Source organism: Streptomyces brasiliensis (assembly GCF_014647875.1).
In the GTDB taxonomy this organism is placed as follows: domain Bacteria; phylum Actinomycetota; class Actinomycetes; order Streptomycetales; family Streptomycetaceae; genus Streptomyces; species Streptomyces brasiliensis.
Genome location: NZ_BMQA01000011.1, coordinates 15,665 through 30,534, shown reverse-complemented (window position 1 = coordinate 30,534; position 14,870 = coordinate 15,665). Strand labels below are relative to the sequence as shown.

The window sequence follows — 14,870 nt, the reverse complement described above, 5'->3', positions numbered from 1 at the left end:
CGCACCCCTCGTCCCGGCCTCGCCTCGGGTCCGGCGCACTCACACCGCGTGCAGACCGTGGGCCGCGAAGACACCCCTGGCCAGGGCGGTCTGCTCCGTGGTGGGAGTGGGCGTGTCGTGCAGCGTGAAAAGCATGCCGAGCGCCTGCCACTTGGCCTCGCCCAGCTTGTGGAAGGGCAGGACGTCGACGCGCAAGACGTTGCCGAGACCGGCGGCGAAGGCGGCGACGCCCTCGATGTTCGCGGGGTCGTCGGTGAGGCCGGGCACGAGCACGAAGCGGATGTGCACCTCCGTGCCCAGGACGGCCAGCCGGCGGGCGAAGTCGAGAGTCGGCTCCAGCGGGCGGCCGGTGACCTTGCGGTAGGTGGCGCGGTCCCAGGATTTGATGTCGAGCAGAACCAGGTCGGTGTCGCGCAGGAGCGCGTCGGTGGCCCGGGTGCCGAGGAAACCGGAGGTGTCCAGGGCGGTGTGCAGACCCAGTTCGTGCTTGAAGCGGTGCAGCAGCTCGCCGGTGAAGACCGGCTGGAGCAGCGGCTCACCCCCGCTGACGGTGGCGCCGCCGCCGGCCGCCGCGATGAACCGCTTGTACTTGGCGGCTTCGGCGACGATGTCGTCGGCCGAGGTGCGCGTGCCGCAGCGCATCCGCCAGGTGTCGGGGTTGTGGCAGTACAGGCAGGCCAGCGGGCAGCCGGCGAGAAAGGTCACGAAGCGGGCGCCCGGCCCGTCGACACCGGTCGACAGGTCCCAGGAGTGCACCGAACCCACAGCGGGCCGCCGACTCGCCGCGACGGCCGGGGTGGCCGCCGCGGAAGCGGGCCGCCGGTCCCGTGCCGTCGGGACGGCCGGCGCGGACGTCGGAAGCATGGTCATCGTCCCTCGCCCTCAGAGCGAACCGTGGAAAGTGCGGTTGATGACGTCGAGCTGCTGCTCGCGCGTCAGGCGGATGAAGTTGACCGCGTAGCCGGAGACCCGGATGGTGAGCTGCGGGTACTTCTCGGGGTGCTCCATCGCGTCCTCGAGGGTCGCCTTGTCGAGCACGTTGACGTTCATGTGGAAGCCGCCGCAGGCCATGAAGCCGTCCAGTACTCCGGAGAGGTTGGCGACGCGTTCCTCGGGGGTGCGTCCCAGGCCGTCCGGGGTGATGGTGTTGGTCAGCGAGATGCCGTCCTCCGCATCGTCGTACGGCAGCTTGGCGACGGAGAGCGCCGAGGCGACGTAGCCGTGCTGGTCACGCCCGTTCATGGGGTTGGCGCCGGGCGCGAAGGGGGCGCCCGCACGGCGGCCGTCGGGCGTGTTGCCGGTCTTCTTGCCGTAGACGACGTTCGAGGTGATCGTCAGGACCGACTGGGTGTGCACCGCGTCGCGGTACGTCGGATGCCGGCGGACCTTCTCCATGAACTCGTGGACGATCCAGCGGGCGAGGGAGTCGGCCCGGTCGTCGTTGTTTCCGTAAGCCGGGTAATCGCCCTCGACGACGTAGTCGACGGCGAGACCGGTCTCGTCGCGGATCGTCTTCACGCGTGCGTGCTTGATGGCGGACAGGGAGTCGGCGGCGACCGACAGGCCGGCGATGCCGCAGGCCATGGTGCGCAGGACCGCCCGGTCGTGCAGGGCCATCTCGAGGCGCTCGTAGGCGTACTTGTCGTGCATGTAGTGGATGACGTTGAGCGCGTGGACGTAGGTCTTCGCGAGCCAGTCGAGCATGGCGTCGTAGGCCGTGAGGACCAGGTCGTAGTCGAGGTACTCGTCGGTGATCGGCTCGAAGCCCTCGGCGACCGTCTTGCCGGAGATCTCGTCGCGGCCGCCGTTGATGGCGTACAGCAGGGCCTTGGCGACGTTCACGCGGGCACCGAAGAACTGCATCTGCCGGCCCATGGCCATCGCGGAGACACAGCAGGCGATGGCGGTGTCGTCCCCGTACTTGGGGCGCATGAGGTCGTCGGACTCGAACTGGAGGGCGCCGGTGTCGACGGCGACCCGCGCGGCGAACGTCTTGAACGCCTCGGGCAGACGCGGGGACCAGAAGACGGTGAGGTTGGGCTCGGGGGCCGGGCCGAGGTTGTAGAGGGTGTTCAGGGCGCGGAAGGTGGTGCGGGTGACCAGCGGGCGCCCGTCCTCGCCGAGGCCGGCCAGGGACCAGGTGACCCAGGTGGGATCGCCGGAGTAGAGCTCGTTGTACTCGGGGGTGCGCAGGAAGCGGACGATGCGCAGCTTGATGACGAAGTCATCGATCAGTTCCTGGGCCTCGGACTCGGTGAGCAGACCGTGCTCGATGTCCCGCTGGAGGTAGATGTCGAGGAAGGCGTCGATGCGGCCGATGGACATGGCGGCGCCGTTCTGCTCCTTGACGGCGCCGAGGTACGCGAAGTACAGCCACTGGACGGCCTCGCGGGCGGAGCGGGCGGGTCCCGAGACGTCGTAACCGTAGGAGAGGGCCATGGCTCGCAGTTCTTCGAGGGCGTGGATCTGCTCCCTCGTTTCCTCGCGTTCCTGAATGAGCTCCACGGTGGGCCACTCAGCGTCGAGGAGAACATTGACCGCCTCTTTGGCCGCTATGAGCCGGTCGACCCCGTAGAGGGCGACGCGCCGGTAGTCACCGATGATGCGGCCGCGGCCGTAGGCATCGGGGAGGCCGGTGATGATGCCGGAGGAACGGCAGGCGCGGATCTCCGGGGTGTAGGCGTCGAAGACCCCGTCGTTGTGGGTCTTGCGGAGCTTGGTGTAGATCGTCCTGATCGCGGGGTCGGGGTCGTACCCGTAGGCGGTGAGGGCGTTCTCGACCATCCGCCAGCCGCCGTTGGGCATGATGGCGCGCTTGAGCGGGGCGTCGGTCTGGAGGCCGACGATCAGGTCGAGGTCGGGGTCGATGTAGCCGGGCGCGAAGGCGTCGATGCGGGACGGGGTGTGGACGTCGACGTCGTAGATACCGCGCTCGTTCTCGACGGGGAACAGCGCAAGGAGCTTGTTCCAGACCTTGGTGGTGCGCTCGGTGGGGCCGGCGAGGAAGGCGGCGTCGCCCTCGTAGGGCGTGTAGTTGGCCTGGACGAAGTCACGGACGTCGATGGTGTCGCGCCAGCGGTCGCCGCGGAAGCCGGTCCAGGCGTCCCGGCGAGCCGAGGTTTCGCCCGTCGACTCCTCAGCGGGCGTCACAGGGGTGGTTTCCGCAGGCGTGGCAGTCATGTCCCGCACCTTCCGCGTCGGCCGGTCGCTACGGATCCATTGCACGCCCCCGGCGAACGCCCCGGGTGCAGCGATGGTCCCCGATCGACGTCCGAACGTCCCTCAGCACGCGGGGCCGATCAGCCCGCACACCGTCCGACCTGGTCGTTTCATCGGGACTTTGACCCTCCCCATTCTTGTGAATCGCCTCACAAGATTTTGGTCCGGTTTTCTGCTGTGCTGGGAGGCATGACGTCGAGTTCCGCTCCAGCGCCCGCCTCCCCGGGCGGGCCCCAGACCCACCGGCCCGTGCGCCGGCTCACCGCACGAGGACGCGACGAGGCGCACCGCGTCGCGTCGACGCTCGAGCTCTTCTTCGACCTGTGTTTCGTCGTGGCCGTGGCGCAGGCGGGTGTCTCGCTCGTGCACGCCGTGGCCGCCGGGCACACGGGCGAGGGCATCCTCAACTACGCGATGGTGTTCTTCGCCATCTGGTGGGCCTGGATGAACTTCACCTGGTTCGCCTCGGCGTACGACAACGACGACGCGCTCTACCGGATCGTCACCCTCGTCCAGGTCGCCGGCGTCCTGGTGCTGGCGGGCGGTGTGTCCCGGGCGTTCGAGAACCACGACTGGACCACGGTCCTGATCGGTTACGTGATCATGCGGTTGGCGATGGCCACTCAGTGGCTGCGGGCCGCGAGATCGGCCGAGGGCGCAGAGAGAACCATGGCACTGCGGTACGCCGTCGGCGTGCTGGTGTGCCAGATCGGCTGGGTCGGCCTGGTGGTCCTGCCGGAAGCCGCACGGCCCTGGCTGTTCCTGGTGATGGCGATCGCCGAGATGTGCGTGCCCGTGTACGCGGAGAGGTACAACGCCACCGCCTGGCATCCGCACCACATCGCCGAGCGGTACGGGCTGTTCACGATCATCGTGCTCGGCGAGACCATCGCCGCCGCCACGGTCGCCGTCAAACCGGCCCTGGGAGAGGCGCTCGGCGATCTGCTGCCGATCGCGGCGGGCGGGCTGCTGATCGTCTTCTCGGCCTGGTGGATCTACTTCGTGGTGCCCATCCACGGTCGGTTGCGCGCCTACAAGCAGGCGTTCCTGTGGGGTTACGGCCACTACCTGATCTTCGCCTCGGCCGCCGCGATCGGCGCCGGCCTCGAGGTGGCGATCGAGCATGCGGTCGGCCAGGCGCACATCTCCGCCCTGGCTGCCGCGGCCGCCGTCACCCTGCCGACGGCGCTGTACCTGCTGACCGTCTGGGTGCTGCACGCCCGCCACTTCAAGGTGGGCATCGCCCAGCAACTGGTGCTGCCGGCCACGGCGCTGCTGGTGATCTGCTGCACGTTCCTGGGCGACTGGGCGGTCCTCACGGCCGGTGTCGTGTGTGCCCTGTCGGTGGCGATCGGCGTGACGCTGACGGCGCGCGCGGGCAGGGAGGCGCGCGCGGCGGAAGCAGGCGCTCTCGCCTGACCGGTCCGGCGCGCCACCGGCTGGGACAGACTGGCTGCCATGACAGTTGACGCATTGACGGACGTCGCCGGACTGCGGGTCGGACACGCGACCCGCACCGGCGACGGCTGGCTTTCCGGCACGACGGTCGTCCTCGCTCCCGAGGGCGGGGCCGTCACCGCGGTGGACGTGCGCGGCGGCGGCCCCGGCACCAAGGAGACCGACGCCCTCGACCCGCGCAACCTGGTACGCACGGTCGAGGCCGTCGTGCTGACCGGCGGCAGCGCCTACGGGCTGGACGCGGCGTCCGGCGTGATGGCATGGCTGGAGGAGCGGGGGCGCGGCGTGCGGGTCGGGCCGGACCCCGCGCACGTCGTGCCGGTGGTGCCCGCCGCCTGTGTCTTCGACCTCGGTCGGGGTGGGGACTTCCGGGCGCGACCGGACGCGGCCACGGGGCGCGCGGCGGTCGAGGCCGCCGCGGCGAGCGCCCCGGGAGCGGGGGTCCGCGAGGGGTGCGTGGGCGCCGGTACGGGCGCCGCGGTGGGGCGGTTCAAGGGCGGGGTCGGCACCGCGAGCACCGTCCTCGACTCGGGGATCACGGTGGCCGCGCTGGTGGTCGCCAATGCCGCGGGGTCGGCGGTGGATCCGGAAACGGGCGTGCTGTACGGGGAGTTGCTCCAGGGGCGCGTGCGCTATCCGGAGGCGCGCGTGCACGAGGCCGCGCGCCGGCGGCTTTCCGAGATCGCTGCGAAGAGCACCCCTCCGCCGCTCAACACGACGCTCGCCGTGGTCGCCACGGACGCGGACCTCTCGAAGGCCCAGGCGCAGAAACTGGCCGGCACGGCGCACGACGGCATCGCGCGCGCGGTACGTCCAGTGCACCTGCTGAACGACGGGGACACGGTGTTCGCGCTGGCCACAGGCGCGCGCCCGCTCGACGCCGAGCGCCCACTCGCGCTCAACGACGTCCTGGCGGCAGGCGCGGACGTGGTGACGCGCGCGATCGTACGCGCTGTGCGCGCCGCCGAGTCGGTGGACGGGCCGGGCGGGACGTGGCCGGCGTACGAGGAGTTGTACGGGGGGCGGTAGACGGCGTGGGTGCTCGCGGTGAGCGCTCGCGCCGGGCGCGGGTGCTCGCGGTGAGCGCTCGCGCCGGGCGCGGGTGCCGAGCGCGGGCGCGCGGCGCTCGGTGGTGAGCGGCGGTACGGGAGGGGCGCGGCGAGTGCGTGTTGCCGTACACGGGGCACGGAAGGCGCGGTGCGGCGCGCGTTGCACGGCGGGGCGCGGGGCGCCGTACGGCACTGAGCCTTGTCGCGAGGCGCAGGGGAGTGCTGAAGGGCGTGTGTTCCAGTGACGGGACCGGCGCCGGGCGGTGCGGCGCGTTCGTGTTGAGCGGGGTGCGTAGCTGACCAGGGCGCGGGTCAAGGCCGTTCCACACCCGCGGGCTACCGCCCGTGCATGCGCCGTCCCGCCCACAGCCGGCCCACTCCCCCCCCCCGCAAGTGACACCCCCACACCCGCAGTTGGACCGAGCTCGCGCCAACCAGGTCCGCCGAGCCTCGGATTGTCCCGGTTCTGTCACGTGATGGCGTTCACGACCGCCGGAGGGAACCTCTGCCCGGGACGGCGCCCTCTTTCTTCACGCATCGGAGCGGATCACCCACATCACAAGAACCTGGAGCAGCCCGTGACAACGCCGGACATTGCAGCGCGGCGCGCGCTGGGGGCCTGTGCCGTCCTGTTGGTCGGCGCCCTCACCCTCACCGGATGCGGCGGCAACGCCAACGCCACGGACGGCGGCGGCAAGAGCGGCAAGGACTCGCCCAGGACGTCCGCGGCGAAGATAGTGATCTCGGCGAAGGACGGTTCGACCGATGCGTCCATCAACGCGACCGGCGTGAAGGTCAGCGACGGCAGGCTGACGGACGTGAAGATGACCGTGGCGGGATCGGGGCAGGCCGTGCCGGGCGCGATATCGGCGGACGGCAGGAGCTGGAAGCCGAAGGAGCAGTTGGAACGCGGCACGAAGTACGAGATCGCGGCGGCAGCGAAGGACGCGAACGACCGTACCGCCGCCGCGAATTCCATCTTCACCACCGTCACCTCGTCGAACAGCTTCATCGGGACGTACACGCCGGACGACGGCACCACGGTCGGGGTCGGCATGCCTGTGTCGTTCACCTTCGACAAGGCCATCACCGACAAGAAGGCCGTGCAGTCGCACATCACGGTCACCTCCAGCGGCGGGCAGCAGGTGGTCGGGCACTGGTTCGGGGGGCAGCGGCTCGACTTCCGGCCGGAGGATTACTGGAAGGCCGGCTCCGAGGTCACGATGAAGATCGACCTGGACGGGGTCGAGGGCGCGAACGGCGTCTACGGCGTGCAGAAGAAGACGGTGACCCTCACCATCGGGCGCTCGCAGGTCTCCACGGTCGACGTGAACACGCAGACCATGACGGTGGTGCGGGACGGCAAGACCCTCAAGTCGGTGCCGATCTCGGCGGGCAGCACGCAGCACACGACGTACAACGGACAGATGGTGATCTCCGAGAAGTTCGTGCAGACCCGTATGAACGGCTCGACGGTCGGCTACGGCGGCGAGTACGACATCCCGGACGTGCCGCACGCGATGCGCCTGACGACGTCCGGCACGTTCATCCACGGCAACTACTGGTACGACAAGGGCAACCCGCCCTTCGGCCGGCAGGGCACCAGCCACGGCTGCGTCGGGCTCGCCGACGTGCAGGGCGCGCGGGGGGACACGAGCGCCAAGTGGTTCTACGACAACTCGCTCGTCGGGGACGTCGTGATCGTCGAGAACTCCCCCGACAAAACGGTGGCGCCGGACAACGGCCTCAACGGCTGGAACATGGCGTGGAGCGAGTGGGTCGCGGGCAGCGCCGACTGATCGATCATCGGTTTCGTCAGGTCGGCGGAATCACCGGGAGAGCCGGAAGGGCCGTCTGACCGGCGATTTTTGACGGGGTCTCGGGCCGCGCGGGAACTTTCCGTGCGGCCCGCGCGTTTTCGCAGCGTACGTTTTCTCGGTTCCCGGACATGATGTCCGACCGAGGGGCTACGGTATGCACCCACAAGGTGACATGCAGCAACGCCGGGAGATGCCTTGAGCGTTCCGTACGAGACGACAGCGTACGAACCAGCCGAGTCGCCCGAGTCTCCGGAGGAGCACCTCGCGCGGCTCCTGCGCCGTGCTTTGAACTCCTTCGAGCTGCCCGACGAGGCGATACGGCAGCTCGACTGCGCGCTGGCGCACGACAGTTCGCTGCACTCCGCCCACCACAGCGCGGGGCTGCACCGGGAGACGTACCGGCACACGTGGCTGCTCGCGGACGGCTCGGCGGTCACGTTCTGGGAGCTCGTGCACAATACGGCGCCCGGCAGTGACCCGCAGCACGAGGTGTACACCGACGAGGAGGAGCTGCGGGCCGCCACCGCGCGTCTGCCCTTACCGGCTGACACCCCGGACTTCGAACTCCTGGTGCTCACGCAGTTGTCGCCGATCCCCGAGCCGCGCCACACGTACGTGCCGGACGACTCGGCCGACCACGCACGCCGGGTCCTGCGCCGCGCGGAGAACCCGGACCGGCCGGACGCGGAGACGGCCGCGCTGCTCGCGACGGCGTTCGCGCACCAGATCACGCAGGCCTTCGGCCGTCCGAGCCGGGGCGGCCGAGTGGGCCTGAGCTTCTCGCTCTACGAGCACGCGTTCCTGCTCCGCGACGGCCAGGAACTCTCCCTGTGGGAGGTCGAGCACACGGCGACCCCCGACGGACGGCACATGTGCGAGGTGTACGCGTCGGAGGACGCGGCCCGCGACGCGATGGAGCGGCGGGCGGCACGGCAGGCCTGAAGAAGGCGCCAGTAGCGGCTCCGGATGCGGTGGCCCACAGCGGCTAGCGGTCGCCGAGCCGCCGTACGAGTCCCGCGAACGCGTCCTGCTCCGCCGGAGTCAGTTCGACGGCCTCCCGATGGGGGCCGTCCAGGCGTTGGTGGGCGAGGGCGTGAAGGGGGTGGCCGGAGCGCTGTACGGCCTCGCGGCGGGCGCGGTGCAGGATGCGCAGGAAGATCACCCAGGCCGCGGTCGTCAGGACCAGACCGGCCACGACCATCAGGTGCAGGATCGAGACGTGCTCAGGCATGCGCTCAGTAGACACCACGGTCCGGGACGTCGGCCCCGGACCGTGACGTATCTCGCAGGTGCCGTGAACAACTCACAGCACTCCAAAGGGACAAGAAGAGCGGCTGCCCTACGCCGCGACCGGCTGCTTCGCCTCCGCCGTCGCGGTGGGCGGCTTCGGCTGCGACTCGGCGCCGGTGGTCTCCGGGGCCGGCTTGCGCAGGCCCTTGAGGATGACGACCAGGGCCGTGCTGACGCAGACGCCGGCCGCGATGGCGAGGAGGTAGAGGAACGGGTTCCCGATCAGCGGGACCACGAAGATGCCGCCGTGCGGGGCGCGCAGGGTGGCACCGAAGGCCATCGACAGAGCGCCGGTGACCGCACCGCCGACCATCGACGACGGGATGACGCGCAGCGGGTCCGCCGCGGCGAACGGGATTGCCCCCTCCGAGATGAAAGAGGCACCCAGGACCCAGGCGGCCTTGCCGTTCTCCCGCTCGGTCTGTGTGAAGAGCTTCCCGCGCACGGTGGTGGCCAGGGCCATCGCCAGCGGCGGAACCATGCCGGCCGCCATGACCGCCGCCATGATCTTCATCGCGGAGTCGCTGGGGCTGGCCACCGCGATACCGGCCGTGGCGAAGGTGTAGGCCACCTTGTTGACCGGGCCGCCGAGGTCGAAGCACATCATCAGGCCGAGCAGCGCGCCGAGCAGGACCGCGTTGGTGCCGGTGAGGCCGTTGAGCCAGTCGGTCATCGCCTTCTGGGCGGAGGCGATGGGCTTGCCGATCACGACGAACATCAGGAAGCCGACGATCGCCGAGGAGATCAGCGGGATCACCACCACCGGCATGATGCCGCGCAGCGCCGCCGGGATGTTCACCTTCTGGATCGCCATCACCACGCCGCCGGCGATCAGACCGGCCACCAGGCCGCCGAGGAAGCCCGCGTTGATGGTGGAGGCGATCATGCCGCCCACGAAGCCGGGTACCAGGCCCGGCCGGTCCGCCATGCCGTACGCGATGTACCCCGCGAGGACCGGGACGAGGAAGCCGAAGGCCACGCCGCCGATCTGGAAGAGCAGGGCGCCCCAGCTGTCGGTCTGCGTCCATACGAAGTGTTCCATCACCGACGGCGCCGACTTGATCTCGTAGCCGCCGATCGCGAAGCCGAGGGCGATCAGCAGGCCGCCCGCAGCGACGAACGGGACCATGTAGCTGACGCCGGACATCAGCCACTTGCGCAACTTGGTGCCGTAGCCCTCGCCGGAGCCACCGGCGCGCTCGACCGGCGTACCGGCACCGGCGGGCGCCCCCGCGGTCACCTCACCGCGCGCGGCCTTCTCGCGCACCTCGGCGATCAGTTCGCCAGGGCGGTTGATGCCGGCCTTCACACCGACATCGACGGTCGGCTTGCCGGCGAACCGGTCCTTTTCGCGTACGGGGACGTCGTGCGCGAAGATCACGCCGTCTGCCGCCGCGATCACCGCCGGGTCGAGCCGGGTGAAGCCCGCGGAGCCCTGCGTCTCGACGACGACCTCGATGCCGGCGTCGCGGCCCGCGCTCTCCAGCGACTCGGCCGCCATGTACGTGTGCGCGATGCCGGTAGGGCAGGAGGTGACGGCGACGACGCGGAACGGGCGCTCGCCCTCGCCGGTCGCCCCGCTCGTGCCGGTCGCATCGGCCGTGCTGCCCGCTGCGGCGTCGGCGGAGGCCGCCGCCGACGCCGCAGCGGTGTCTCCGGAGGCGCCCACGGCGCCCTTCACACTCCCGGCGCCTGCACTTTCACTCACGCCAGGCGCATCCTGCACGCTCCCGGCTCCCACAACATCGCGCACGCCCTGCGCATCCCGCGTACTCCCAGCGCCCACACCTTCGCGCGCGCCCTGCGCATCCTGCGCACTCCCAGCGCCCGCAACCTCACACGCGCCCTCACCCGCACCTCGCGCCCCGACGTTCCCCGGCGCCGCGTCCCCCCGGATCAGCGCAGCCGCCGCCTCCGCATCGCCCACCGCCCGCAGCGCAGACGTGAAGTCGGCGTTCATCAGGTGCCGGGCCAGTGACGACAGGATCGTGAGGTGCGCGTCGTCCGCGCCTGCCGGGGCCGCGATCAGGAAGATCAGGTCGGCCGGGCCGTCCGCCGCGCCGAAGTCGATTCCGGTCGCGCTGCGCCCGAAGGCGAGTGTCGGCTCGGTGACGTGTTCGCTGCGGCAGTGCGGGATGCCGATACCGCCGTCCAGGCCGGTCGGCATCTGCGCCTCCCGGGCGGCCACGTCGGCGAGGAAGCCCTCCAGGTCGGTCACCCGGCCCAGGGCCACCATGCGCTCGGCGAGGGCGCGCGCCACCGCCTCCTTGGTGTCGGCGGACAGGTCGAGATCGACCAGGTCCGCCGTGATCATGTCGCTCATCGCGGGCTCCTTCGCACGCGTATCGCCCGGGGAGTGGGGTGGGCGGGAGTGGGGACGGGGGTGCTGCGGGGGGAAGCGGAGGTGAACGAGGCGAGGTGGGGGAGGCCTCGCCTCAGCCGGCCGGCGGCGCCGTAAGGCGCCGTCGATCGTGTGGTGGCGGGGACGTTCATGACACCGGCTCCGTCAGTTCGCGGTCCGTGGGGATCGTCGACGTGACCGTCACCGCTGTCGGGTCCAGGTCGGCCGGTGTGGGCATCACGCTGCCGGGCAGCTGGACGGCTGCGGCGCCGTGGGCGACGGCCGAGGCCAGCGCTTCCGGGCCGCTGCCGCCGGCGATCAGGAAACCGGCCAGGGAGGAGTCGCCTGCGCCGACGTTGCTTCGTACGGCATCGACGCGCGCGCTGCCGAACCAGGCGCCCGCGTCGTCCACGAGCAACTGACCATCGGCGCCCAGGCTCGCGAGCACGGCGCGCGCGCCCATCTCGCGCAACTCCTCGGCCGCCTTCACCGCGTCGCCCACTGTCGCCAGGGGGCGCCCGACGGCCTCCGCGAGCTCCTCAGCGTTCGGCTTCACCACATCGGGCCGCTCGCGCAGCGCCTCGAGCAGCGCACGCCCCGAGGTGTCCAGGGCGATCCGCGCGCCCGCGGCGTGCGCCCGCGCGACCAGATCGGCGTACCACGCCGGCGCGAGCCCCCTCGGCAGGCTCCCGCAGCACGCGACCCAGTCCGCGTCGCGCGACCGTGCGCGCACCGTCTCGACGAGCAGCTCCTGCTCCTGCGCCGTCAGTTCCGGCCCCGGCGCGTTGATCTTGGTGAGCACCCCGTCCGCCTCCGCGAGCGCGATGTTCGAGCGGGTGGCTCCGGCGACCAGGACCGGCGCGACCTCGATGCCCTGCGCGTCGAGGAGTTCCGCGACGAGCGCGCCCGGCGCACCACCCAGAGGCAGTACGGCGACCGTGCGCCGTCCGGCGGCCGCGACGGCGCGCGAGACGTTGACGCCCTTGCCGCCCGGGTCCATGCGTTCGCCGGTGGCACGGATGACCTCGCCGCGTTCGAGGGAGGGGACCTCGTAGGTGCGGTCGAGGGACGGGTTGGGGGTGACGGTGAGGATCATGCGCGTACTACTTCCGTGCCGCCGCGCTCGATGACGGCCGCGTCGTCCGGGCTCAGCCCGCTGTCGGTGATCAGCAGGTCCACGTCGCTCAGGTCGCCGAAGCGGGCGAAGTGCTCCTGGCCGTGCTTGGCGGAGTCGGCGAGGAGGACCACTCGGCGGGCCGCGGCGATCGCGGCCCGCTTGACCGCGGCCTCGGCGAGGTCGGGGGTGGTCAGACCGTGCTCGGCGGAGAAGCCGTTGGCTGCGACGAAGAGGACGTCGGCGCGGATCTCGCCGTAGGCGCGCAGGGCCCAGGCGTCCACGGCGGCGCGCGTACGGTGCCGCACGCGCCCCCCGACCAGGTGGAGCTGGATGCCGGGGTGGTCCGCGAGGCGGGCCGCGATCGGCAGGCTGTGCGTGACGACGGTGAGCGAGGCCTCCAGGGGCACGGCCGCGGCGAGACGGGCGACCGTCGTACCGGCGTCGAGGATCATTGTGCCCTCGGTCGGCAGTTCGGTCAGGGCCGCCTTGGCGATGCGGTCCTTCTCGTCGGCGGCCGTGGACTCGCGCTCGGCGAGGTCCGGTTCGAAGTCGAGGCGTCCGGCCGGCAGGGCGCCGCCGTGCACCCGGCGCAGCAGGCCGGCGCGGTCGAGGGCCTTCAGATCCCGGCGGATCGTCTCCGCCGTGACCTGGAACTCCTCGGCCAGCGACAGCACGTCCACCCGGCCGCCCTCACGGGCGAGGCGGAGGATCTCCTGCTGTCGCTCCGGTGCGTACATGTCCGTTCGCCTCCGACTGATGCCCGAACCTGTGGTTTCGTTGCGAGGCTACGCCCGGATCTCCAGAAAGTAAACAGGTTCGGATTTCATTCGGACATAAACGGACTTCCGAATCTCCACTGGACCAGTCACCCGGACGTATTTGGCACGTCCGAAGGCCAGGTTCGGGCACGTTCGGACACGCGAGAAGGGCCCGGCACCCACCGGGTACCGGGCCCTTTCCCCCGCCGCTACGACACCGGCGGTGCCGGTTTCCCTACGACACCAGTTCCGGCTCGGCCTCCGCCTTCCGCTCCCCCGCCGGAACGTCCTCCCCGGCCCCCTCCACGTGCTGCGCCGGCCGTCCCGGCAGCGCGAACATCAGCAGGAAGATGACCGCCAGCACCGCAGCGACCCAGCCCAGCGCGTGCTGGAAGGCGTTCACGAAGGCCGGGCCCACCTGCGCCGGGGCCAGCCGGTCGTCGATGACGCCGAAGAAGACGACCGACACCAGACCGAGCCCGAGCGCGTTGCCCATCTGCTGCACCGTGTTGATCAGCCCGGAAGCGGACCCGGCGTGCTCGCGCGGCACCTCCGAGAGCACCGCGTCCGTCAGCGGGGCGACGATCAGCCCCATGCCGACGCCCATGACGACCAACGGAAGAGCCATCTGCCAGGAGGCGATGCCGAGGCCGTACCGTTCGGACTCGCCGAGGTAGAGCAGGACGCCCAGCGCCATCACCAGCGCGCCGGCCTGGAGCACCCTGCGTCCGAAGCGCGGGACCAGCTTCTGCACCGACATCCCCGCCGCCACGGACACGGCGATCGAGAAGGGAACGCCCGTCAGACCGGCCCTGAGCGGGCTCCAGCCCAGGCCCACCTGCATGTACAGCGTCCAGACCAGGAAGAAGATGCCGAGCGCGATCCCGAAGACCGTCTGCACGGCGATGCCGGCCGCGAAGCTCTTGACCCGGAACAGGGACAGTTCGACCAGCGGGGACCCGTCGCGCGCGCTCTTGCGGCGCTCGTACGCCACCAGCGCCGCGAAGACGACGAGCGCGCCGGCCATGGACACGTACCCCCAGACCGGCCAGCCCAGCTCACGGCCGCGGGTGAGCGGGTAGAGCAGCATCAGCAGGCCCAGTGTCACCAGCGCGACGCCGACGAGGTCCAGCTTCAGCGCCTTCGGGGCGCGCGACTCGGTGATGTAGCGGCGACCGAGCAGGAAGGCGGCGAGGCCGACGGGCAGGTTGATGAGGAAGATGGGCCGCCACTCCAGCCCGAACAGGTTCCACTCCGTCAGCAGCGCCCCGAGCAGCGGACCGGACACCGCGCCCAGCCCCACGATCGCGCCGAACAGACCGAAGACCTTGCCGCGTTCGTGCGCAGGGAAGGTGGCGTGCACGATCGACAGGACCTGCGGCACCATCATCGCCGCCATCGCGCCCTGCAGGATGCGGGAGGCGACCAGCATCTCCGGGTTCGCGGCGAGGCCGCACAGGGCGGAGGCGACGGTGAAGCCGCCGATGCCGAGGAGGAACAGCCGCCTGCGGCCGTGGATGTCACCGAGCCGTCCCCCGGTGATCAGGCCCGCGGCGAAGGCCAGGGCGTAGCCGGCCGTTATCCACTGGATCTGACTGAAGGAGGCGCCCGCGTCCCGCTGAATCGACGGGATCGCGATGTTGACGATCGTGACGTCGACGAGGTCCATAAAGGCCGCGGTCATCACGATCGCGAGGGCGAACCAGCGCCGGCGGTCGGCCGCGGCGGCCGGGCCGGTGGGCCGCCCGGTGGGAGCGAGAGACGTTTCGGTCGGGTCGGTCGTGTCGGTCGAGTTCATGTCCTCGAAGTTAGGTGGCC

General features: G+C 71.0%; 11 protein-coding genes. 4 read left to right on the top strand and 7 right to left on the bottom strand.

Annotated elements, in window-relative coordinates; genetic code table 11:
* Positions 1 to 39: 39 nt before the first annotated feature.
* The gene (gene pflA, locus IEZ19_RS18865; protein ID WP_189312386.1) at positions 40 to 870 is read right to left on the bottom strand and encodes a pyruvate formate-lyase-activating protein; all 831 of its coding nucleotides are present in this window, start codon (positions 868 to 870) and stop codon (positions 40 to 42) included.
* Positions 871 to 882: 12 nt separating this feature from the next.
* Positions 883 to 3,180, bottom strand: coding sequence for a formate C-acetyltransferase (gene pflB, locus IEZ19_RS18860; protein ID WP_189312385.1), 2,298 nt, complete (start codon positions 3,178 to 3,180; stop codon positions 883 to 885).
* A 228-nt stretch (positions 3,181 to 3,408) separates the two neighbouring features.
* Between pflB and IEZ19_RS18855 the strand changes: the two genes are divergently transcribed.
* From IEZ19_RS18855 to IEZ19_RS18840, 4 genes are all read left to right on the top strand, one after another.
* On the top strand, positions 3,409 to 4,638 hold the full coding sequence (locus IEZ19_RS18855) for a low temperature requirement protein A (RefSeq protein ID WP_189312384.1): 1,230 nt from the start codon (positions 3,409 to 3,411) through the stop codon (positions 4,636 to 4,638).
* Positions 4,639 to 4,677: 39 nt separating this feature from the next.
* A complete protein-coding gene (locus IEZ19_RS18850; RefSeq protein ID WP_189312383.1) occupies positions 4,678 to 5,706 on the top strand; it encodes a P1 family peptidase in 1,029 nt (342 codons plus the stop codon).
* 598 nt (positions 5,707 to 6,304) lie between these two features.
* Entirely contained in the window at positions 6,305 to 7,525 is a 1,221-nt protein-coding gene (locus IEZ19_RS18845) for a L,D-transpeptidase (RefSeq protein ID WP_189312382.1), read from the top strand.
* Between the two features lie 216 nt (positions 7,526 to 7,741).
* Entirely contained in the window at positions 7,742 to 8,488 is a 747-nt protein-coding gene (locus IEZ19_RS18840; RefSeq protein ID WP_189312381.1) for a DUF6227 family protein, read from the top strand.
* A gap of 43 nt (positions 8,489 to 8,531) precedes the next feature.
* Here IEZ19_RS18840 and IEZ19_RS18835 read toward each other — a convergent pair whose 3' ends face one another.
* From IEZ19_RS18835 to IEZ19_RS18815, 5 genes are all read right to left on the bottom strand, one after another.
* On the bottom strand, positions 8,532 to 8,777 hold the full coding sequence (locus IEZ19_RS18835; RefSeq protein ID WP_189312380.1) for a hypothetical protein: 246 nt from the start codon (positions 8,775 to 8,777) through the stop codon (positions 8,532 to 8,534).
* A gap of 108 nt (positions 8,778 to 8,885) precedes the next feature.
* A complete protein-coding gene (locus IEZ19_RS18830) occupies positions 8,886 to 11,159 on the bottom strand; it encodes a PTS fructose transporter subunit IIABC (RefSeq protein ID WP_189312379.1) in 2,274 nt (757 codons plus the stop codon).
* 166 nt (positions 11,160 to 11,325) lie between these two features.
* Positions 11,326 to 12,273, bottom strand: a complete 948-nt coding sequence (gene pfkB, locus IEZ19_RS18825) for a 1-phosphofructokinase (RefSeq protein ID WP_189312378.1) — start codon at positions 12,271 to 12,273, stop codon at positions 11,326 to 11,328.
* The gene (locus tag IEZ19_RS18820; RefSeq protein WP_189312377.1) at positions 12,270 to 13,031 is read right to left on the bottom strand and encodes a DeoR/GlpR family DNA-binding transcription regulator; all 762 of its coding nucleotides are present in this window, start codon (positions 13,029 to 13,031) and stop codon (positions 12,270 to 12,272) included. Before IEZ19_RS18820 ends, pfkB begins: the two co-directional genes overlap by 4 nt.
* A 256-nt stretch (positions 13,032 to 13,287) precedes the next feature.
* Positions 13,288 to 14,850: an MFS transporter gene (locus tag IEZ19_RS18815; RefSeq protein ID WP_189312376.1), complete on the bottom strand. Its 1,563-nt coding sequence runs from the start codon at positions 14,848 to 14,850 to the stop codon at positions 13,288 to 13,290.
* Positions 14,851 to 14,870 lie beyond the last annotated feature (20 nt).

Bases quoted from the DNA above. Each gene is read 5' to 3' on its own strand.
- pflA (WP_189312386.1), bottom strand. From the start codon at position 870: ATGACCATGCTTCCGACGTCCGCGCCGGCCGTCCCGACGGCACGGGAC.
- pflB (WP_189312385.1), bottom strand. From the start codon at position 3,180: ATGACTGCCACGCCTGCGGAAACCACCCCTGTGACGCCCGCTGAGGAG.
- IEZ19_RS18855 (WP_189312384.1), top strand. From the start codon at position 3,409: ATGACGTCGAGTTCCGCTCCAGCGCCCGCCTCCCCGGGCGGGCCCCAG.
- IEZ19_RS18850 (WP_189312383.1), top strand. From the start codon at position 4,678: ATGACAGTTGACGCATTGACGGACGTCGCCGGACTGCGGGTCGGACAC.
- IEZ19_RS18835 (WP_189312380.1), bottom strand. From the start codon at position 8,777: ATGCCTGAGCACGTCTCGATCCTGCACCTGATGGTCGTGGCCGGTCTG.
- IEZ19_RS18830 (WP_189312379.1), bottom strand. From the start codon at position 11,159: ATGAGCGACATGATCACGGCGGACCTGGTCGATCTCGACCTGTCCGCC.
- pfkB (WP_189312378.1), bottom strand. From the start codon at position 12,273: ATGATCCTCACCGTCACCCCCAACCCGTCCCTCGACCGCACCTACGAG.
- IEZ19_RS18820 (WP_189312377.1), bottom strand. From the start codon at position 13,031: ATGTACGCACCGGAGCGACAGCAGGAGATCCTCCGCCTCGCCCGTGAG.
- IEZ19_RS18815 (WP_189312376.1), bottom strand. From the start codon at position 14,850: ATGAACTCGACCGACACGACCGACCCGACCGAAACGTCTCTCGCTCCC.